This is a genomic window from Flavobacterium lotistagni, from assembly GCF_011392125.1.
Classification (GTDB): Bacteria; Bacteroidota; Bacteroidia; order Flavobacteriales; family Flavobacteriaceae; genus Flavobacterium; species Flavobacterium lotistagni.
Window position 1 is genome coordinate 235,906 of the sequence record NZ_JAAJBU010000001.1, and the last position, 19,529, is coordinate 255,434.

The following is a 19,529-nucleotide window of genomic DNA, read 5'->3' on the forward strand; positions in this document are numbered from 1 at the left end:
TCTAAAACCCCCAATGAATACACTCCAAGCACTCGTTCTGGCCATTATTGAAGGCATTACCGAATTTTTACCGATTTCCTCTACCGGCCACATGATTATCGCGAGTTCGTTTTTTGGAATCGAGCACGATGAATTCACCAAACTTTTTACAATCGTGATCCAGCTCGGCGCGATTTTGTCGGTCGTCGTATTGTACTTCAAACGATTCTTTCAGACGTTGGAATTTTACTTCAAGCTGTTCGTTGCGTTCCTTCCGGCGGTGGTTTTTGGTTTGTTATTTAGTAAAAAAATCGATGCTTTACTGGAAAATCCTGTAACCGTGGCCGTTTCGTTATTGCTCGGCGGGATTTTACTTTTGAAAGTAGATGATTGGTTCGGCAATTCCAAGAATACGGAAATCACTTACGCCAAAGGTTTGAAGATTGGTTTGTTTCAATGTTTGGCGATGATTCCCGGCGTGTCGAGAAGCGGTGCGAGTATCGTGGGCGGTATGTCGCAAAAACTATCGCGTACGGCAGCGGCGGAATTCTCTTTCTTTTTAGCGGTTCCGACGATGTTGGGCGCTACGGTCAAAAAATGCTACGATTATTATAAAGAAGGTTTGGTGCTTACAGACGACCAAGTGAATTTACTCATCATTGGAAACATCGTAGCTTTTATCGTTGCGCTGTTGGCCATTAAAGGTTTTATCGGCTATTTGAGCAAGAACGGCTTTCAAGTATTTGGCTATTACCGGATTATTGTCGGGGTAGTGTTGTTGCTGATTCATTTTTTTATTCACCCGCTTAGTGTAATCTGATGACGGCCGAAGATTTTCAAAACGGGCAAGTATTGCTCATCGACAAACCTTTGCATTGGACTTCTTTTCAAGCGGTCAACAAAATGAAATGGGTTTTGAAGAGCAGGCTTGGGTTGAAGAAAATCAAAATCGGACACGCGGGAACACTCGACCCTTTAGCCACCGGATTACTGCTGGTTTGCACCGGAAAATTCACCAAAAAAATACCGGAACTCCAAGGCCAAATCAAAGAATACACCGGCACTTTTTTTATCGGAGCCACCACACCATCGTATGATTTGGAAACTGAAATTGACCAAAGATTTCCTACTTCGCATCTTACGGAAGAATTGATCCACCAAACTTTGAATCATTTCCTTGGTGAAATTGACCAGAAACCACCTATTTTTTCTGCCATAAAAAAAGAAGGCGTGCGCTTATACGAACATGCGCGTGCGGGTGAAACGGTTGAAATCGCTTCGAGAAAAACTACCATCCACGAATTTGAAATCACACGCATCGCTTTGCCGGAAGTGGATTTCCGCGTGGTTTGCAGCAAAGGCACTTACATTCGCTCGCTGGCTTTTGATTTCGGGAAAGCATTGCAGTCTGGCGCGCATTTGACAGTTTTGCGCCGTACCAAGATTGGCGATTACGATGTTCGAGATGCCCAAGCAATCACGGCGTTTGAAGATTCAATTGTTCGCAGTGCAACATAAGATCGACGAGTTCTCTTTGAGTGCTCAAACCTTGATCGTGCAAATACCATAGTTGCAATTCTTTTTTGGCAGTTTCATCAATTACTCCGTATTGTTGTTTGTAGCTTTTGATTAAATCTGCAGCGCCTTTGGGTCGAGCGCCCCAGCTTCCGAGCACTTTCTCGGTGGCGGTGTCCAGCACAATCAGTTTGGGAATGGCCCTGCTGCCGTTGGTCAAGAACTGATTCATCAAGTTTTCATTCTCGTCGCGGAAAGCAATCTTTAAATGAAGGTTCGGGCTGAATTCGGCCATTTTGTTCATAATGGGCAATAGCTGCGCGGCATCGCCACACCAACCTTCGGAGAGCACTAGCCAAATGTATTGCTTCTTCAAATTCAGCAACTTCTGAATGTACTCTGGCGCAATCACCATTTTTTTGTCTAAACGGTTCATTCGGGCTTGGTTCAAGTTCGTGTAGGCGAGCAAATCTTCACTTTGGATGTTGCCTGAAACCTTGCCCTGATCAAACAATTCAGAAACGATAGCGCGGTATTTAGAATAGGAATGACTGTTGACCAAACCTTGTGCGACAGCAATTTTCATGAGCTTGAAATTAAAGCGTAAAGTTAGCGATATTAACGTCATTTAGGGCTGATTTATATCATCAGAATCACGTTAAAAATGTCTTTAATTCGGGCCATCTTTTTTTGAACGGATATTTCACGGAAAAAGAATATGACTATATTTGCACCACTTAACCACAACACAGATGACTCGAGCGCAGCGACAGCATTTGACCCTTGAAAAACAGTAAATGCGACAAATGAAATACAAAAGAATCCTCCTGAAATTAAGCGGCGAAGCACTCATGGGCGACCGTCAGTACGGAATTGACCCGGCGCGTTTGGCCGAATACGCAGACGAAATCAAGCAAATTCACGACCAAGGTGTAGAAATCGCAATTGTAATCGGAGGCGGAAATATTTTCAGAGGAGTAGCCGGCGCCAGCAACGGTATGGATCGGGTTCAAGGCGATTATATGGGGATGTTGGCCACGGTAATTAACGGAATGGCGCTCCAAGGAGCACTCGAAGACAAAGGCATGTTGACCCGTTTGCAAACGGCTTTAAAAATTGAAGCGATTGCTGAACCTTATATCAAAAGACGCGCAGTAAGACACTTGGAAAAAGGCCGTATCGTGATATTCGGAGCCGGAACCGGAAACCCGTATTTTACTACAGATACAGCGGCGGTTTTGCGCGGAATTGAAATACATGCCGATGTGATTCTAAAAGGTACAAGAGTAGATGGCGTTTACACTTCAGATCCGGAGAAAGATCCAACGGCCACCAAATTCGATTACATTTCTTTTGAAGATGTAATTAAAAAAGGCCTCAATGTAATGGACACTACCGCTTTTACTTTAAGTCAGGAAAACAAACTGCCGATTTTAGTTTTCGATATGAACCAACGCGGCAATTTGCTTAAAATCTGCAACGGAGAAAACATCGGAACTGTAGTGAATGTATAATAAAATGGATTGTAAGACTGTAAGATCACATGACTGTAAGACGTCTTGAAATCTTAAAATCCTAAAATCTTAAAATCATAAAAATGACTGAAGAAATTGAATTTATCCTAGACAGCACCAAAGAATCCATGAACGGTTCGATTGCGCATTTGGAAAAATCATTCCTGAACATCCGCGCCGGAAAAGCTTCTCCTGCCATGTTGGGCAGCGTATTTGTAGATTATTACGGATCGCAAACCCCACTGTCGCAAGTCTCGAATATCAACGTTCCCGATGCCAGAACCCTGACGATACAACCCTATGAGAAAAGCATGTTGCAACCCATTGAAAAGGCCATCATGGTCGCCAATTTAGGTTTCAACCCGATGAACAACGGCGATGTAATTATTATTACAGTTCCGCCACTAACCGAAGAACGCCGCCGCGATTTGACCAAACAAGCCAAAGCGGAAGCCGAAGATGCAAAAATCAGTATTCGCAATGCTAGAAAAGATGCCAATACGGATATCAAAAAGTTAGAAAAAGAAGGCACTTCAGAAGATATTTGCAAAAGCGCCGAAGACGAAATTCAGAACCTGACCAACGCTTTCATTAAAAAAATCGACGAGCACCTGGCCATTAAAGAAGCCGAGATTATGAAAGTTTAAGTTCTTTCGAAATCATATTCAAGAATCCGTCACGTTAAATAACAGGGCGGATTTTTTATTTGCCTATCTTTAACCCGTTTCATCCGTTCAATCTTACATGAAAAAACTCTGCTGGCTACTGTTGTTGTGCTGCTTGGTGAGCCAGGCCCAATTTCACCTCAACGGAATCGTCAAAGACAACCTGAGTGGTGCGCCGCTGGCTTTTGCATCAGTTTTTTACGCCGGAAAACAAAGCCTCTGCGATGTAGACGGAAAATTTTCAATCACTACTTCAACAAAAGCTCCAAGTTTCAAAGTAGCTTACTTAGGCTACCAATCGCTGGAAATTACTACCAACGAACTCACAAAATTCTATCCGGTTTGCTTAATGCCCGAAACTGAACGCTCCGATCGAAGTGCCAATGCTCATGGCGATGCCGCTTTGAAAATCATCCGAGAAGTGATTGCCAAAAAATCGAGAAACAACCCGTTGCAAAAACTACAAAGTTTCGAATTCAAAGCCTACAACAAACTACTGATTACCGCAAATCCGGATTCTATCGACGGTCGGATCGATACCATCGAAGTGCGCAAAGCTTTTGGAAGAAAGAAAACCAAAATCGATTCTTCAGATTACAAATTCAAGAAAATCATCACCAAACAACATTTGTTTCAAACCGAGAAAATTTCGCAATTTCAATACAACGACAAAGGCTTCAAAGAAACGGTACTCGGCTCTAAAATGGCTGGTTTCAAGAAACCCATATACGAAATACTAGCTTTCAACTTGCAGTCTTTTTCGGTGTATGACCGCCATTACGAGCTTTTTGAAACCTACTACAAAAGCCCAATTTCAAAGCACACATTCAATCAATACCGATTTAAAATCCTAGATACCGTCTCGATTCAGCAGCGTCGCACTTACGTGATTCACTTCAAAAACAAACACAACCGAAAGGCCGCCGGACTCGAAGGTTTGCTTTATGTTGACACGGAAAGTTTTGCCATCGCCAAAGCCGTGATGCGCTCTAAAGGCCTGCTGGATGTAAGTGGTACGCATGAATTTGAATATCTCGACTCTGAGAAAATCTGGTTTCCGTCTCACAAAATTTTCAAAATCGTCAAAGGAAAAAACAACTATGACATTAGGGTTTTGGGCGAAACCATTCCGCTCGACGCCGATGATGACACGCGCGATTCTAGAAAAAAAGTGGCTTCAGATTTCACTTACTTGCTTTCAGAAAGCTATTTTTCAGACATTCACTACAACCAACCGGTCAAAATCCGTAATCCTTTCTTGTCTCTTGAAGTAACTAAAGAAGCTGCGCAAAAAGACGATACCTTCTGGAACCAATACCGCAAAGATACGCTCGACACACGCAGCACCCGAACTTATATTGCACTAGACAGTTTGGTAATGAGTAAAAAAATAGAGAAACGCATTTTCGTAGGCCGCAAAGTACTCAATGGCTATGTGCCTTTCGGGCCTGTCGAACTAGATTTGCGCTCGCTGGTAAGTTTCAACAACTATGAAGGTTTTCGCTTGGGTTTGGGCGGAAAAACGAGCGAGAAATTTTCACATATTTTCAGAATCGATGGCTATACAGCTTATGGCGTGAAAGACGGACGCTATAAATACAACCTCGGTGCAGCCATACGCATCGGCAATCGTTCCGGCACCTGGATTGGCGGTGCTTATACCGATGATGTTCGCGAAATTGGTAGTACTTCATTCGCCGTAGATAAAAGGGTCTTCAAAATCTACGATCCGCGGCCCATCAACGTCAGTACTTTTTATGGCTATAACAGTTGGCGGGGTTATTTCGAAACGAAGATTATTCCGAAAACCGAAAGTATTGGGCAGCTCAACTACAGTCGCATCGATCCGAAATTCGATTATTTATATCGTGTGAACGGACGAGATTATGAAGTTTTCAACATGACTACTGCACAATTTTCGTTGCAATGGAACCCTTTCAGCGATTATATGCAAACTGAAGACGGCCGTCTGGAAGCCAAAAAAAGATTTCCAAGGTTCACTTTTCAGTACACGCAAACCGTTCCGAAATGGCTTAAGAATGATTTTGATTTTGGCAAGTTCGACTTCCGCAGCGAATATGAAAAAACGTTTATCAATGGGCAGAAAACTTCTGTATTGCTGCAAGCCGGTTTTGCTTTTGGCGATGTGCCGCTAACGCATCTATACAGTACTTCGCCCAACAGCCTGACCAACGAAAAAGTAATGCAACGCTTTACTATAGCCGGGAAAAATAGTTTCGAAACGATGTATTTCAATGAATTTTTCTCCAGCGAATATATAACCCTACAAGGCAAACACGCTTTTCGAAAGGTGCGTTTTTCAAGAAAAATAAAACCGGTTTTTGTGTTGGTAACGCGTATGGCTTGGGGCGATATGAAACAAAAAGCCCAACACCAATTTTTTGCTTACAAAACCTTAGACCAAGGTTATTTTGAGTCTGGACTTGAAATCAACCAAATTTATAGCGGATTGGGCATTGTCGGATTTTACCGTTACGGCCCGAACCAATTGCCGCGCTTTGAAGACAATTTGGCGCTGAAACTTTCCTTCGTTTGGGATTTAGGATTTTAATTGGAAACGTATTTGAGCCCAATAATCGAAGCAATCAGAGTACTCAAGAAAAAAATTCGCCAGAAAGTAGCCGGTTCTTTAAAAACGAAAACCCCGACGATAACCGTTCCTACTGCGCCAATTCCGGTCCAGACGGCATAAGCGGTACCGATGGGCAGCACTTGCGTGACTTTATAAAGCAGCGTCATACTGATGCTAAGGCACACGAAAAATCCAAACAGCCAAAGGTTAGCAATAGTTCCTGAAGTTTCTTTTGCCTTGCCCAGACAAGTAGCAAATCCGACTTCAAAGAATCCAGCGATGATCAGCAAAAGCCAATTCATTAGGGTTTGAGGATTAATACCGACGGTACGTTCGTGAGCCAAACGCTTTGTGAATCTACAAGGTTTTTCCAGCTCTCCAAACTAATAATCATCAGGTCTTGTTTAGCGAGAAATTCGCGTTTCATGATGCGGTCTTGCAGCAAACTGATGTGGTCCGGGTATTTGTCTTCAAGCGAATTAAAAGCGCTTTCTAAAACAAAATGGTTTCCGATGATACTGTTACTGTCTAGTACTGAAATCTTAGAGTTGCTGTTGTAAATCAGCTTTTGGCAATAGTCCATTAAGAAAGTATCTTCAGGGAAAAACAAAGGCACAAAAACATTTCGAACTTGTTGTAAATCTTTATCTATGAGAACCCCAAGTGGCATTTTGCTTTTCGATATAATCTGACGGGTGCGCTCATCAAACGGCGAATTCTCGAACAAACCTTCTTTACCGGTGAACTTGTCAATCAGACGGTCTGGATTAATAATTCTTGTGGTAAATCCGAGTACTTTACCGAGTAGTGTGCCTTCAAAAATCGATTTCCCCAAACCGACCAAGAGTAAATCGTAATCGCCTTGATTGGCCATATCGGCGATATCGGTTTCTATATCGACAGTGGCTTTGAAAATCGTCGTTATTTCCTGCTGCAAAGCTTTTGATTCTTCGAGAATTGGCGTGAAGCGTTTGCGTTCTTGTTCCTCTAAATTATAGGCGTGCATTTCATCACTCAATGACAAATGCATCGCAGTAATACTGGAGTTTTCTTTTTGTTTTTGTGTCAGACTGTGTGCCAACCGCAGCAATGATTTCCCTTTTTCATTGTTGCCGAAAGAAATCAAGATTTTGTATTTGTTGCCGTTTTGAATTTCGTGTTCCATGAAAGCATCCTTGCTCTTGAATACATAATTGATTAAATCGAGCGCCGGACCTGTCATGAAAGTAGTCACCAAAGCCATAATCACCATCATCGTGAAAATTTCCGAGGTCAGCACACCAAGGTCAAAACCGATGTTGAGCACCACGAGTTCCATTAGCCCGCGAGTGTTCATCAACGCTCCAATAGTCAAGCTATCTTTCCAACTCTGCCCGACGAACTTTGCCGCAATAGCACTTCCGAAGAATTTTCCGGCGACGGCTACTAATATGATAAATCCGGTAATTTTCCATAGATACGGATCATTAATCAGCCCGATTTGAGTTCGCAATCCGGTAAACACAAAGAACAACGGCAAGAGCAAAATCACCGACACATCTTCGACTTTATTAATGAAAATTGCGCGAAATTTAGCAATATCGGGCATAATCGCTCCGGTCATGAAAGCGCCGAACAACGCGTGAATGCCGATAACCTCAGTAGCATAAGCCGACATAATTAAGGTCAGAAAAAAAATAGCGACCACAGGTTTGTTGAGTTTGCTTTTGGTGCTGTACAAATCGCCTATACGCTTAAGAAAAGGCTTGACCACAAAAATCATAATCGCAACATAGGCCATGGCAAGCCCGATAATGTAGAGTGAACTCACAAACGAACCTGCTTTGACAATGGCAATAACCGCAGCCAAAATACACCAAGCAGTAATATCATCGGTCGCTGCGCAAGTAATGACAATCGTTCCTATTCGGGTTTTGTGGATGCCGCGTTCCTGAACAATTCTGGCCAATACCGGAAAAGCTGTGATGCTCATCGCGATGCCCAAAAAAAGACTGAAAGAAAGAAACTCTACACTCGCAGGAGCAAATCGGTAGTAAACAAAATAAGCCAACCCAATACCAAGGGCAAACGGAATGATAATACTGGCGTGGCTGATCACGAGTGCTTCGTTGGCTTTGTTCTTCAGTACTTTCAAATCGAGTTCCATCCCGATGACGAACATGAAAAGAATCAACCCGATTTGGCTTAGAAACTGCAAATTTCCCAAGGACGCCACCGGAAACAAAACATTGGAAAACTCTGGAAAATACATACCCAATAAGGACGGCCCTAGCACAATACCGGCAATGATTTCCCCAATAACCGTCGGTTGTCCAATCTTGCGGAACACCCAGCCAAAGAATCTGGCGACGATAATAATGGTGATAATCTGCGCCAATAAAATCGCCAGCGGATGTTGCAAGTTGTGTTGCATCGAACTCAAGAACTCCGCCCATTGCGACTTATTCGAATTCACCGAAATGATCTGTCTTCCGGATTCGAGTAATTTCCCTTGGGAAAGAATCAGGTAAATCATCACGGAAAAACCACCGGTGACTAAAACATAAAAAATAGAATTCTTAAAGTTCCTCATAAATCTGTGCAATCATACTTAGGCTTTTGTTCTAGCAAAGATGCGAATCCAAATATAGAAATTATAACCGCAAAAAAAAGCGTAACCCAAATTTAATATGGCCAAAAAAACGCATAAATCTGTGGTGTTTATCAAAGTTTTTTTCTGTGGTTTTATTTACCTTTGCGACCACTTTTAGCATTTATGAAAAACTCTATCAAAGTCGGGTTTTGGGAAAAACTCGCCCGGATTATCCTCAAGAACAGAATTGCCATTCTCGTGGCTATTGGGTTGATTACTGTGTTCTTGGGTTTTCAGTGGCGCCACCTGAGCATGACTTATACCGAGGCCAACTTGTTGCCCGAAAAACACATTGTAAACCAACAGTACGCAGATTTCTTAGGCAAATTCGGCGAAGAAGGCAATCTGATTGTCATTGGTTTTCAAGACCAACAAGTTTTTAACCCGAAAGCTTTCGCCGCTTGGGATAAGCTGATGACAGACCTTAAAAATGCGCCTGAAGTAGAGCTAGTGGTGTCGCTGAGTGATTTGAAAAAACTCGAAAAAGACACGATCGCGCAAAAATTCCAACTCGTGCCTTTGATTGATAAAAAACAAACACACGACGCGGCTTACCTACAAAAAATCAAATACGAGCTTTTCCACAACCTGCCTTTTTACGAGGGTTTGCTGTTCAATAAAAAGTCGGGCAGTATTCGGTCGGCAATTTATTTGAAGAAAAATATCGTCAACACCGAAAGGCGAAAAACATTCATTTTGCAAACCTTGGTTCCGGCCATTGACCAATTCGAGAAAACCAATAACATCGATTTAAAAGTTTCCGGTATGCCTTACATCCGGACGATTAATGCCGAAGACATGAAAGGCGAAATCGGCTTGTTTATTGGCGCGGCACTCGGTGTGGTTTCACTGATTTTCTTTTTGTTTTTCAGGTCTTGGCGCGCGACGTTTATTTCGATTTTTATCTTAATTTTTGGGGTAATGTGGTCTTTCGGGACGCTCGGATTGTTCCACTACCGGATTACCATTTTGACTGCTATCATTCCGCCGCTGATTATCGTTATCGGAATTACCAATTGCATTTTCCTGATCAACAAATACCAGCAGGAAATCAAGCTGCATAAAAATCAAGCTAAGGCTTTACAACGGGTGATTTCTAAAATCGGGGTTTCGACCCTGATGACCAACATGACCACAGCAATTGGGTTTGCCACGTTCATGATCGCCGGAAACGATTTGTTGTTCGAGTTCGGTTTGGTGACTTCGATTAACGTAATTACGGTGTATTTACTGACTTTGTTGGTGGTGCCAATCATGTACAGTTTCATGCCGATGCCCAAAGAAAAGCACTTGTACCATTTGAGCAAGAATTATATTTCGTCGCTGTTGGATTTGGTAGAGAAAATCGTAAAAACCAAGCGCACAAGAGTGTATGTTGTGTACGCGCTATTGCTAGTGTTCAGTGTAATTGGCGTTTCACAGATGAAAGTGTCGGGTAGTTTGATCGGCGAAATGCCTAAATCGGCTTCGTTTTTCAAGGATATTCTTTTTTATGAAAAGCAGTTCAGCGGTGTGATGCCACTAGAAATCATGATCGATACGCACCGTAAAAAAGGCGTGATGAAACTCTCGACCATGAAACGAATGGATGAATTGCAGGAAGCCATTTTGAAAATCCCGGAATTGTCTAAACCGGTTTCGGTGGTGAACTTGGTGAAATATTCCAAGCAGGCTTTTTACAACGGAAACCCGGAATATTACGATTTGCCGACTTCTCAGGAACAAGCGTTCATTTTGTCGTATGCGAAAAACGCCACCAAGAACACCAAGGACAACCTGATGAAAAGCTACGTCGATTCTACGGGGCAATACGCGAGAATCACGACTTTCATGAAAGACATCGGCACCGAGGAAATGGCTCGCGTGGAAAAGCAGCTCAAAACCGAAATCGAGCAGATTTTCCCGGCCGACCGTTATACGGTAACACTCACCGGAAAGGCGCTCGTATTCCAAAAAGGCACTTCGTATTTGGTGGAAAACCTCATCGAATCGTTGATTTTTGCGATTTTGTTGATTGCTGGATTGATGGCCTATTTGTTCCGTTCGGTGAAGATGGTAATGGCCTCGGTGATTACCAATGTCTTGCCGCTTTGCATTACATCAGGGCTCATGGGTTATTTCGGGATTCCGCTCAAACCCTCGACGATATTAGTGTTCAGTATTGCGTTCGGGATTTCGGTAGATAATGCGATTCAGTTTATGGCCAAGTACCGTCATGATTTGATTATGAACAAAGGCGTTGTGCTGAAATCAGTGATCAGTGCATTGCGCGAAACGGGCATCAGTACGTTTTATACTTCGGTGGTGTTGATTTTCGGTTTTGCGATTTTCACTTTGTCGAGCTTCAGTGGAACTATTGCCCTGGGCGGATTGATTTCTTGTACTTTGCTTTTCGCGATGTTTGCCAATTTGGTCGTTTTGCCTTCTTTGGTATTGACCTTTGAGAAGAAGAAGTTGAAGGTAGAAGAAATCCACGATGACGGAATCGTGAAAGATTGACGATTGCCCTAGCCCGGATAGCAGCGGCATCCTTTTGTGGTGCAGCGCCAGCGAAGCCAGAAAAGATATAGCGGATAGCCGGATCAGCTTCGAGAAAACAAAAAAAATTATATTTGCACGGTTTTAACCTCAGAACCATAGAAACTCAGAGCCTTAGAACCTAAAAATCAAAGCACCTTAGAACCTAAAAATATGAAACATACAAAAGTTAAAGACCTACTGCAGAGCAACACAACCCTTACTGAAGTGAACGCCAAAGGCTGGGTGCGTACCTTCCGCAACAACCAATTTATTGCTTTGAATGACGGTTCGACTTTGAATAATATCCAGTGCGTGGTGGATTTTGAGAACACGCCCGAGGAAACTTTGAAAAGAATTACGACCGGCGCGGCGATTTCGGTCGTTGGTGCTTTGGTGGAAAGCCAAGGTGCAGGGCAGAAATATGAAATCCAAGTTTCTAAGCTGGAGATTTTGGGCGATTCTGATGCCGAGAAATTCCCAATGCAACCCAAGAAACACTCTTTGGAATTCCTGCGTGAAAATGCGCATTTGAGGGTTCGTACCAATGCGTTCGGGGCAATCATGCGCGTGCGTTCGGTATTGGCTTTTGCGGTGCACCGTTACTTTCAGGAAAAAGGTTTCGTGTATGTGAACACGCCGATCATTACCGGCGCCGATGCAGAAGGCGCTGGGGAAATGTTTCAAGTGACTTCGTTGCCGCTCGATAATTTACCGAGAACCGAAGATGGAAGCATCAACTACCGCGAGGATTTCTTCGGAAAACACACCAATCTGACGGTTTCAGGACAGCTCGAAGGGGAAACTTTTGCGATGGCTTTAGGACAGATTTACACGTTCGGCCCAACGTTCCGCGCGGAGAATTCCAATACTTCAAGACACTTAGCCGAATTTTGGATGATTGAACCTGAAGTAGCTTTCAATGACTTGGACGACAACATGGATTTGGCTGAGGATTTCATCAAATACGTAGTGAAATATGCGGTTGAGAACTGTGCCGATGATTTGAAATTTCTCGAAGGCAGATTGGCCGACGAAGAAAAACAAAAACCGCAAGCCGAAAGAAGCGAAATGACCTTATTGGAGAAATTGCGTTTTGTGTTGGAGAACGATTTCAAACGCGTTTCTTATACCGAAGCCATTGATATCTTAAGAGATTCGACACCGAACAAAAAGAAAAAATTCAGCTACATCATTGAGCAATGGGGCGCAGATTTGCAATCTGAACATGAGCGTTTCTTGGTAGAGAAACATTTCAAATGCCCGGTAATTTTATACGACTATCCGGCTAATATCAAAGCCTTCTACATGCGACTCAACGAAGACGGCAAAACCGTACGGGCAATGGATATATTATTCCCAGGAATCGGAGAAATCGTTGGCGGTTCGCAAAGAGAAGAGCGTTATGATGTATTGGTAGAAAAAATGCGGGCTTTAGGCATTGATGAAGAAGAATTGTGGTGGTATCTCGATACGCGCCGCTTTGGGTCTGCGGTTCACTCTGGTTTTGGGTTGGGATTTGAGCGATTGGTTTTGTTTGTCACTGGAATGACGAATATTCGGGATGTGATTCCGTTTCCTAGGACGCCGATGAATGCGGAGTTTTAAAAACTTCGTTTTTGAAATACTTTAAAAGTCCAACTTCGTTGGACTTTTTTGTTCTGCTTCTTCTTCTTTGTCTTGATACAAAGAAGCAAAAATCAAGGCTAGCATAAAATCAGCTAAAAATTAAGTCCAAAACCTAAACGGAAAAAACTCGCCTTCGGCTCAAACAGTTTTCCGTTCTTAACGGTTTTGGACTTAATTTTCTTAACGCTGATTTTATGAAGGCCAAACGCGAAGACGATTTATCTAACTAGGCATTTTTTCCCTTCGCGTATCATTTTGGCGCTGCGGGCGAGCCAAAAGCTAAAATGGCATTCCGCTTTTCGGCCTTCATAAAAACAGGCGTTAAAAAAATTAAATTGGAGAGCGTTAAAAACCAGGTTCTGTTTGAGCCGAAGGTGAGTTAAGCTGGTTTAGCTTTCCAATTTAATTTTTAGCCTGTTTTTATGCGAGCCTTGATTTTTTGCTTCTTTTGTATCAAGACAAAAGAAGTCTTTGTAAATTTGACCATCAAATTAAAATACGAAATGCTCAAGCAATCCCTCAACCTCAAACTTTCCCAAAAACTCTCCCCGCAACAAATCCAGCTCATGAAGCTGATCCAGTTGCCAACGCAGGCTTTTGAGCAACGTCTGAAAGAGGAAATGAACGAAAACCCAGCACTCGAAGCCGGAAAAGAGGAAGACGAAAACTACGAGAAAGACGAATTTGACAATGAAGACGAATTCGATGATTTTGATGACAATGAAACCATCGAAGCCGAAGACATCAACATCGATGAATACCTCAGCAACGACGAAACACCCGATTATAAAACCCAAACCAACAACTATAGCGACGAAGAACGCCGTGAATCTCCGCTGGCTTCGCCGGTGAGTTTTCACCAAGATTTAATCAATCAACTGAACACTTTTATGCTCAGTGAAGAAGACCGCGAAATTGCCGAGTTCCTTGTGGGCAGTATTGACGACACGGGCTATATCCGGCGCAGCATTGCCGATATTGTAGACGATATGGCATTTACTCAGGCCATCTACACCGATGAGAAAACTGTCGAAAGAATCTTGCACATCATTCACGAACTAGAACCGGCTGGTGTGGGCGCGCGCGATTTGCAGGAATGTTTGCTCTTGCAACTCAAGCACAAAACTCCTTCGGAATATGTGGCCTTGGCAACCGACATCATCGAACACCAATTCGACGCCTTTACCAAAAAGCATTACGAAAAACTGCAACAGAAATTCAATGTTTCCAACGAACAGCTCAAGAAAGCAGTTCACGAAATAGAGAAACTGAACCCTAAACCCGGCGGTTCTTTTTCCGGGAATTCGCGCATTACCGAGAATGTGGTTCCCGATTTCACCATTCGGATTGTCGACGGTGAATTAGAATTGACCTTGAACGGCCGAAATGCCCCAACCCTTCACGTTTCGCGCGACTATCAGGAAATGTTGCAGACTTACAAAGTGTCCAAAGAAAAATCGGCGGCGCAGAAAGATGCGGTACAATTCATCAAGCAAAAACTCGATGCGGCCAAATGGTTTATCGACGCCATCCGCCAACGACAAGAAACGCTGCTGGTGACTATGACTGCAATCATGGAGTACCAAAGGGAATATTTCCTCGATGGTGAAGAAACCAAACTGCGCCCGATGATTCTTAAAGACATTGCTGACCGTGTGGGCTTGGATATTTCTACGATTTCGCGGGTAGCCAACAGCAAATATGTCGAAACGCCTTACGGAACCAAACTCATCAAAGAATTTTTCTCTGAAGCGATGAAAAACGATCAGGGCGAAGATGTTTCGACTTTGGAAATCAAGAAAATCCTCAAAAATATTCTGGAAGAAGAAGACAAACACAAACCTTATCCAGACGATCAACTCGCCGAACTACTCAAGGAAAAAGGTTATCCGATTGCCCGACGCACAATTGCCAAATACCGCGAACAGCTTGATATTCCGGTGGCGCGGCTCCGCAAAAAAATGTAACCCAACTGATGGCGCTCAAAAAAATCCTGCCGCTTTTTTCGTATTTGTTCCATCCGATATTGATTCCGCTTTTTGGGACTTTACTTTATCTGTTCGGTTACGACAATGGCTTCGCTGGTTTGGCTAAGTTCCTGATTCTGGCGCAAGTGGTGCTGATTACGATTTTGCTGCCCATTACCCTGCTCTATTTTCTGAAAATTACCGGCAAAGCAGATTCGATGATGCTTCCCGATATCAACCAGCGAAAAATTCCTTTGTTAATTCAATTGGTTTTGGTTGGCATTTTACTCTCGCGGAGTTTCACCACCGATAACGTTCCGGAATTGTTTTACTTCTTTCTGGGCGGAATGATGAGCACAACCTTGGCGCTTTTACTAGTGTTTTTAAAATTCAAAGCCAGCCTTCACATGATTGGAATTAGCGCACTTACCGCATTTGTTATTGGTATGAGTATCCACCATTTTGATCATGCCTTGTTGGAAATTTCCGGATTGTTTATCGTTAGCGGTTTGGTGGGTTCTTCGCGGTTGCAGATGAAAGCCCACAGCGGAATCGAACTCGCAATTGGCTATGCCATAGGTTTTGTTCCGCAATTGGCATTATGGGTATTTTGGTTATAAAATGTAGAACATCAGCCCAAAGTGCAAAGCGCGCAGTTTGATGCTCTGGTCTTCTACTTTCGCCGAAGATTTGAAAATCGGTAGAATTCCGTAATAGGCATAGACATTCCAACTGTTGTGTCCGGCAGCCAAATATGCTCCGGCTTGAAATTTATTGAAATCTTTGTTGTTGTAGATTCTTACCCGATACAAATCATCTTCATAAACCGATTTGTTGAATAGCAAATAACTGAATTGCAAACCAGTATAAACGCGCCAAAACTTATGACTTTCCGGGCCCGAAGTACGCCAACGGAACTCAATAGGAAAATCTATGAAAACCTGTTCAAACTTATTTTTGGAATAGCTGCCACCCAGCGCAGTCGTGCTGTAAAAAGGATCGCCATTGACCTCGGTAATGAACAGATTTTGGAAATATTTGTTGTAAGACAAACCCAGACCCGGAGCAATCGCTTTGTTGCGCTGCTTGTTAATAGGAAAATCCCGCAAAAAACCAAGTTTGAAACCCGAGGAGAATTTCTTCTGAGAAACCCCAGCCGGTGCATTAGCTAGCGTATTATAGGTAAAGGTGAAATAAAATTGGTCTTCGCGGTAGAGCGAATCGATTGCAATCATCGGTGCAGGCAATTTGGTGTCTTGAGCCCACACATTCAAAGTAATGAGAAGCAGCCCGATAAAGGAGTAACGCATCGTATCGATTTTGTGGTTTAAAGGTAAAAAAACTGTGCTAAAGTTTGATATTAAAATGTAAATTTGTGTGGCTTAACCCCAATATTATTCTTCCTAGAAAATCAATTTATGGATAAAGAGCAACAAGAACTATACGAAAACGCCCGACGCAGATTGCGCCAGAAAAAGCGGGTATATTTTCATTTTGTATTGTTGATTATTGGTAGTTTGTTTCTGTTTATTTCCAATATTTATTTGGGTTACGGATTGCCAAACCACTGGTATATTTGGGTAGTGACCTTATGGGTTTTCTTGTTTGTGCTACATTTCATTAAGGTTTTCATTACCGACCGATTCATGAACAAAGAATGGGAACACGAACAAATTGCGCGCTTGGTCGAGAAGCAACAACAGCGTATCGAAGCTTTAAAATCTAAAATCCAGAATCCGTAATGATTATCCTGATTGCGGCCGTAGCCGAGAACCTTGCCTTGGGCAAAAACAATGAATTGCTGTGGCATTTACCGGACGACTTCAAACGTTTCAAGCAACTCACCACGGGCCACTACATCATCATGGGACGAAAAACTTTTGAGAGTTTCCCCAAACCATTGCCCAACCGCACACACATTATCATTACGCGACAAAAAGATTACCTCGTTCCTGAAGGTTGCTTTGTAGTTGCTAGTTTAGCCGAAGCCTTAGCAATGGTTCCTGAAAATGAAGACACTTACGTAATTGGCGGCGGGGAAATTTACCAACTGGCTTTGCCTGAAGCAGACGCGATTGAACTCACCAAAGTCCACGCTAGTTTACCGGCGGATACTTTTTTCCCCGAGGTTGATTTGAAGCATTGGAAACTTATTGCCTCCAAGTACCATCCGAAAGACGAAAAACACCAATATGATTTCACATTCGAGACCTACCTTCGGATTTAAAAACTCCGGCAGCGATTAAAGTTTCCAGATTCTTCAGTTTATAGTATATTTGCCGCAGCTAAGCCACCTCTATCGGCTTTTCAACCTAGTATTTATGTCTGAAAAGATTACGCCATATAAATCATCCACACTCAGTAAAAAAGAGCAAGTGGCCCAAATGTTCGACAATATTTCGGGCAATTACGACGGACTGAACCGCGTGATTTCGTTTGGCATAGACATGAAATGGCGCCAGAAAGTGATTCAGCTGGTGGCCGATCAAAACCCGAAAACAGTACTCGATATTGCTACCGGAACCGGTGATTTGGCAATCCTGATGGCCGAAAAAACTAAGGCTGAGAAAATCATTGGTTTGGACATTTCAGCCGGAATGCTCGAAGTAGGCAAACAGAAAATCGCGCACAAGCAGTTGTCGGAAAAAATCGAAATGATGCTCGCCGATTCCGAAGCGATGCCTTTTCAGGACAACACTTTTGATGCGATTACCGTGGCTTTCGGCATTCGAAATTTTGAACATCTAGATCGCGGCCTGACCGAAATTTTACGGGTGTTGAAACCCGGCGGGATTTTCGTCATTCTGGAAACTTCCAACCCGACCAAAACGCCTTTCAAGCAGGGTTACGTTTTTTATACCAAGTACATTCTTCCGCTCATTGGCAAATTATTTTCTAAAGATAATTCGGCTTACGGCTACTTGTCTGAATCGGCAGCGGCATTTCCTTTTGGCGAGGCACTCAACAATATTTTGCACAAAAATGGGTTTATAGAAGCTCGGAGCGAGGCGCAAACTTTTGGCGTAGCAACGATTTATACCGCTTCGAAAAAATAATACAAGGATGAAAAAACTGCTGGCTTTGTTTCTTTTGCTTTCTGCATTTTGCACTCAGGCGCAACATGGTCGGAAGATATTTGGCAAAGACCCGATTATTCACTTGGAGAATTTTGACAAGCAGCGCGTCCATTGGGGCTATTTTCTTGGATTTAACTCTTATGACTACAAATTCGACTACAAGAAAAACGGTCCGGATATCAACGTCGACAGAACTACTGGTTTTAATGTGGGTTTGGTCGGCAATTTGAAACTGATGGAATATATCGACCTGCGTTTTGAACCCGGTTTATATTATACCCAACGCAACCTGACTTACACCACACAAGTTCGTCCGATTGACCGCGACAGAGAAGTAAACGCCACCTACATTCATTTGCCGCTGCTTTTGAAATTTTCTTCACAAAGAACAGGAAATATTCGCCCTTATTTGGTGGGCGGGCTTTCCATGAGTAAAAACCTTGGCAGCAATGAAACCTCGAACAGCGACAATTCTGAGCAAAAATTCCGGGTGAAGGAATGGACCAAAAATTATGAAATTGGTTTCGGTATTGATTTGTATCTAGAATACTTCAAGTTTTCTCCTTCGATTCGCGGTGTTTTTGGTATGGGTGATGAACTCGTGCGCGACAAAGACCCCAACAGCCCATGGACCGGCAATGTAAATTCTATGAAAACTCGGGCGGTGTTTATCAATTTTACTTTCCACTAAATCCGCGACGGAATTCACTCACTACAATCGCGGCAGCAGAAGCCACGTTGAGACTTTCGGTTTGTGAGCCAAAACGAGGAATCGCAATTTTATTTTTGGTTATTTTTCTAATCGATTGGCTAATCCCATTGGCCTCGTTGCCTAAAACAATTATGGCCTCTTCAGGCAAAGTTGCTTTATAAATGTTTTTGCCGTCCATGAAGGTGCCGTATACCGGAAGTTGGGTTTGGTTCAAAAAATCTTCTAAGTCGAGATAATGCACATGCATTCGGGCAATCGAGCCCATTGTGGCTTGCACTACTTTCGGATTGTAAAGATCGACGGTTTGTTCAGAACAAATTAATTGCGTAATACCGTACCAATCGCAAATTCTGAGAATTGTACCGAGATTGCCCGGATCGCGAACGTCGTCAAGCGCAAGCATCAGCCCTTTTTCAATTATGGGTTTGGGCTCTGGAATTTTAAAAACCGCCAAACAATTATTCGCGGCATTCAAAGCACTGATTTTCTGAAGTTCCGCAGCGGTCAACAAAGTTTTTTTATCAGAGACAACCGATTCGAAAATAGCTTCGGTGACTAGCAGTTGTACCAGCTCAAAATCGGCATCGATCAGTTCCTGAATCACTTTCTGCCCTTCGGCGACGAACATTTGGTGCAAGGCCCTGTATTTTTTTTGCTGCAAACTCGCGATTACCTTGATTTGGTTTTTGCTAACCATAGAAAAAATGTACTTTTGAAATTAAATTGTAG

The 19,529-nt window shown here is 42.9% G+C and carries 18 protein-coding genes; 13 read left to right on the top strand and 5 right to left on the bottom strand.

Features of this window, described 5'->3' with window-relative positions; translation table 11 throughout:
* Positions 1 to 13: 13 nt before the first annotated feature.
* Both G4D82_RS01035 and truB read left to right on the top strand, forming a co-directional pair.
* Positions 14 to 799 carry an undecaprenyl-diphosphate phosphatase gene (locus G4D82_RS01035; RefSeq protein WP_166333517.1) on the top strand — a complete coding sequence of 262 codons (786 nt, stop codon included), beginning with the start codon at positions 14 to 16 and terminating at the stop codon, positions 797 to 799.
* A complete protein-coding gene (gene truB / locus G4D82_RS01040; RefSeq protein WP_166333519.1) occupies positions 799 to 1,497 on the top strand; it encodes a tRNA pseudouridine(55) synthase TruB in 699 nt (232 codons plus the stop codon). The genes G4D82_RS01035 and truB overlap by 1 nt, the downstream gene beginning before the upstream one ends.
* On the opposite strand, the gene G4D82_RS01045 is transcribed toward truB, so the two are convergent.
* Positions 1,457 to 2,080: a thioredoxin family protein gene (locus G4D82_RS01045; protein WP_166333521.1), complete on the bottom strand. Its 624-nt coding sequence runs from the start codon at positions 2,078 to 2,080 to the stop codon at positions 1,457 to 1,459. The genes truB and G4D82_RS01045 overlap by 41 nt on opposite strands.
* 220 nt (positions 2,081 to 2,300) lie before the next feature.
* On the opposite strand from G4D82_RS01045, the gene pyrH reads away from it, so the two are divergent.
* The 3 genes from pyrH to G4D82_RS01060 all read left to right on the top strand — a co-directional run bounded on the left by pyrH (position 2,301) and on the right by G4D82_RS01060 (position 6,245).
* The gene (gene pyrH / locus G4D82_RS01050; protein WP_166333523.1) at positions 2,301 to 3,008 is read left to right on the top strand and encodes a UMP kinase; all 708 of its coding nucleotides are present in this window, start codon (positions 2,301 to 2,303) and stop codon (positions 3,006 to 3,008) included.
* Positions 3,009 to 3,091: 83 nt separating this feature from the next.
* Positions 3,092 to 3,655: a ribosome recycling factor gene (frr, locus tag G4D82_RS01055; protein ID WP_166333525.1), complete on the top strand. Its 564-nt coding sequence runs from the start codon at positions 3,092 to 3,094 to the stop codon at positions 3,653 to 3,655.
* A 97-nt stretch (positions 3,656 to 3,752) separates the two neighbouring features.
* Positions 3,753 to 6,245 carry a DUF5686 family protein gene (locus tag G4D82_RS01060; protein WP_166333527.1) on the top strand — a complete coding sequence of 831 codons (2,493 nt, stop codon included), beginning with the start codon at positions 3,753 to 3,755 and terminating at the stop codon, positions 6,243 to 6,245.
* Here G4D82_RS01060 and G4D82_RS01065 read toward each other — a convergent pair.
* Together G4D82_RS01065 and G4D82_RS01070 are read right to left on the bottom strand one after the other, a co-directional pair.
* Entirely contained in the window at positions 6,242 to 6,568 is a 327-nt protein-coding gene (locus G4D82_RS01065) for a DMT family transporter (protein WP_166333529.1), read from the bottom strand. The two genes, G4D82_RS01060 and G4D82_RS01065, sit on opposite strands and share 4 nt — an antisense overlap.
* On the bottom strand, positions 6,568 to 8,838 hold the full coding sequence (locus tag G4D82_RS01070; protein ID WP_166333531.1) for a cation:proton antiporter domain-containing protein: 2,271 nt from the start codon (positions 8,836 to 8,838) through the stop codon (positions 6,568 to 6,570). Before G4D82_RS01070 ends, G4D82_RS01065 begins: the two co-directional genes overlap by 1 nt.
* 183 nt (positions 8,839 to 9,021) lie before the next feature.
* On the opposite strand from G4D82_RS01070, the gene G4D82_RS01075 reads away from it, so the two are divergent.
* From G4D82_RS01075 to G4D82_RS01090, 4 genes are all read left to right on the top strand, one after another.
* The gene (locus G4D82_RS01075) at positions 9,022 to 11,397 is read left to right on the top strand and encodes an efflux RND transporter permease subunit (RefSeq protein WP_166333533.1); all 2,376 of its coding nucleotides are present in this window, start codon (positions 9,022 to 9,024) and stop codon (positions 11,395 to 11,397) included.
* A gap of 192 nt (positions 11,398 to 11,589) precedes the next feature.
* Positions 11,590 to 13,023, top strand: coding sequence for an asparagine--tRNA ligase (asnS, locus tag G4D82_RS01080; protein WP_166333535.1), 1,434 nt, complete (start codon positions 11,590 to 11,592; stop codon positions 13,021 to 13,023).
* 524 nt (positions 13,024 to 13,547) lie between these two features.
* The gene (gene rpoN / locus G4D82_RS01085) at positions 13,548 to 15,011 is read left to right on the top strand and encodes an RNA polymerase factor sigma-54 (protein ID WP_166334264.1); all 1,464 of its coding nucleotides are present in this window, start codon (positions 13,548 to 13,550) and stop codon (positions 15,009 to 15,011) included.
* Positions 15,012 to 15,019: 8 nt separating this feature from the next.
* Positions 15,020 to 15,631 carry a hypothetical protein gene (locus tag G4D82_RS01090; protein WP_166333537.1) on the top strand — a complete coding sequence of 204 codons (612 nt, stop codon included), beginning with the start codon at positions 15,020 to 15,022 and terminating at the stop codon, positions 15,629 to 15,631.
* Here the strand turns inward: G4D82_RS01090 and G4D82_RS01095 are convergent.
* Positions 15,626 to 16,321, bottom strand: a complete 696-nt coding sequence (locus G4D82_RS01095) for a porin family protein (protein WP_166333539.1) — start codon at positions 16,319 to 16,321, stop codon at positions 15,626 to 15,628. The two genes, G4D82_RS01090 and G4D82_RS01095, sit on opposite strands and share 6 nt — an antisense overlap.
* 108 nt (positions 16,322 to 16,429) lie before the next feature.
* Here G4D82_RS01095 and G4D82_RS01100 point away from each other — a divergent pair, with 108 nt between their 5' ends.
* From G4D82_RS01100 to porT, 4 genes are all read left to right on the top strand, one after another.
* Positions 16,430 to 16,753 (top strand): 2TM domain-containing protein, encoded by a 324-nt coding sequence (locus G4D82_RS01100; protein ID WP_166333541.1) that lies wholly within the window; start codon positions 16,430 to 16,432, stop codon positions 16,751 to 16,753.
* The gene (locus G4D82_RS01105; RefSeq protein ID WP_166333543.1) at positions 16,753 to 17,238 is read left to right on the top strand and encodes a dihydrofolate reductase; all 486 of its coding nucleotides are present in this window, start codon (positions 16,753 to 16,755) and stop codon (positions 17,236 to 17,238) included. The genes G4D82_RS01100 and G4D82_RS01105 overlap by 1 nt, the downstream gene beginning before the upstream one ends.
* A gap of 94 nt (positions 17,239 to 17,332) precedes the next feature.
* On the top strand, positions 17,333 to 18,067 hold the full coding sequence (ubiE, locus tag G4D82_RS01110) for a bifunctional demethylmenaquinone methyltransferase/2-methoxy-6-polyprenyl-1,4-benzoquinol methylase UbiE (RefSeq protein WP_166333545.1): 735 nt from the start codon (positions 17,333 to 17,335) through the stop codon (positions 18,065 to 18,067).
* Positions 18,068 to 18,074: 7 nt separating this feature from the next.
* Complete coding sequence (porT, locus tag G4D82_RS01115) at positions 18,075 to 18,779, top strand: type IX secretion/gliding motility protein PorT/SprT (RefSeq protein ID WP_166333547.1); 705 nt, start codon at positions 18,075 to 18,077, stop codon at positions 18,777 to 18,779.
* Here the strand turns inward: porT and G4D82_RS01120 are convergent.
* Positions 18,766 to 19,497: an RNA methyltransferase gene (locus G4D82_RS01120; RefSeq protein WP_166333549.1), complete on the bottom strand. Its 732-nt coding sequence runs from the start codon at positions 19,495 to 19,497 to the stop codon at positions 18,766 to 18,768. The two genes, porT and G4D82_RS01120, sit on opposite strands and share 14 nt — an antisense overlap.
* Between the last annotated feature and the right edge of the window lie 32 nt (positions 19,498 to 19,529).

What these genes read in the sequence shown, in the direction of transcription:
- G4D82_RS01070 (WP_166333531.1), bottom strand. Translation starts at nt 8,838, where the DNA reads ATGAGGAACTTTAAGAATTCTATTTTTTATGTTTTAGTCACCGGTGGT.
- G4D82_RS01060 (WP_166333527.1), top strand. Translation starts at nt 3,753, where the DNA reads ATGAAAAAACTCTGCTGGCTACTGTTGTTGTGCTGCTTGGTGAGCCAG.
- G4D82_RS01095 (WP_166333539.1), bottom strand. Translation starts at nt 16,321, where the DNA reads ATGCGTTACTCCTTTATCGGGCTGCTTCTCATTACTTTGAATGTGTGG.
- G4D82_RS01045 (WP_166333521.1), bottom strand. Translation starts at nt 2,080, where the DNA reads ATGAAAATTGCTGTCGCACAAGGTTTGGTCAACAGTCATTCCTATTCT.
- ubiE (WP_166333545.1), top strand. Translation starts at nt 17,333, where the DNA reads ATGTCTGAAAAGATTACGCCATATAAATCATCCACACTCAGTAAAAAA.
- truB (WP_166333519.1), top strand. Translation starts at nt 799, where the DNA reads ATGACGGCCGAAGATTTTCAAAACGGGCAAGTATTGCTCATCGACAAA.
- frr (WP_166333525.1), top strand. Translation starts at nt 3,092, where the DNA reads ATGACTGAAGAAATTGAATTTATCCTAGACAGCACCAAAGAATCCATG.
- G4D82_RS01075 (WP_166333533.1), top strand. Translation starts at nt 9,022, where the DNA reads ATGAAAAACTCTATCAAAGTCGGGTTTTGGGAAAAACTCGCCCGGATT.
- G4D82_RS01065 (WP_166333529.1), bottom strand. Translation starts at nt 6,568, where the DNA reads ATGAATTGGCTTTTGCTGATCATCGCTGGATTCTTTGAAGTCGGATTT.
- G4D82_RS01105 (WP_166333543.1), top strand. Translation starts at nt 16,753, where the DNA reads ATGATTATCCTGATTGCGGCCGTAGCCGAGAACCTTGCCTTGGGCAAA.
- asnS (WP_166333535.1), top strand. Translation starts at nt 11,590, where the DNA reads ATGAAACATACAAAAGTTAAAGACCTACTGCAGAGCAACACAACCCTT.
- G4D82_RS01090 (WP_166333537.1), top strand. Translation starts at nt 15,020, where the DNA reads ATGGCGCTCAAAAAAATCCTGCCGCTTTTTTCGTATTTGTTCCATCCG.
- rpoN (WP_166334264.1), top strand. Translation starts at nt 13,548, where the DNA reads ATGCTCAAGCAATCCCTCAACCTCAAACTTTCCCAAAAACTCTCCCCG.
- pyrH (WP_166333523.1), top strand. Translation starts at nt 2,301, where the DNA reads ATGAAATACAAAAGAATCCTCCTGAAATTAAGCGGCGAAGCACTCATG.
- porT (WP_166333547.1), top strand. Translation starts at nt 18,075, where the DNA reads ATGAAAAAACTGCTGGCTTTGTTTCTTTTGCTTTCTGCATTTTGCACT.
- G4D82_RS01120 (WP_166333549.1), bottom strand. Translation starts at nt 19,497, where the DNA reads ATGGTTAGCAAAAACCAAATCAAGGTAATCGCGAGTTTGCAGCAAAAA.
- G4D82_RS01035 (WP_166333517.1), top strand. Translation starts at nt 14, where the DNA reads ATGAATACACTCCAAGCACTCGTTCTGGCCATTATTGAAGGCATTACC.
- G4D82_RS01100 (WP_166333541.1), top strand. Translation starts at nt 16,430, where the DNA reads ATGGATAAAGAGCAACAAGAACTATACGAAAACGCCCGACGCAGATTG.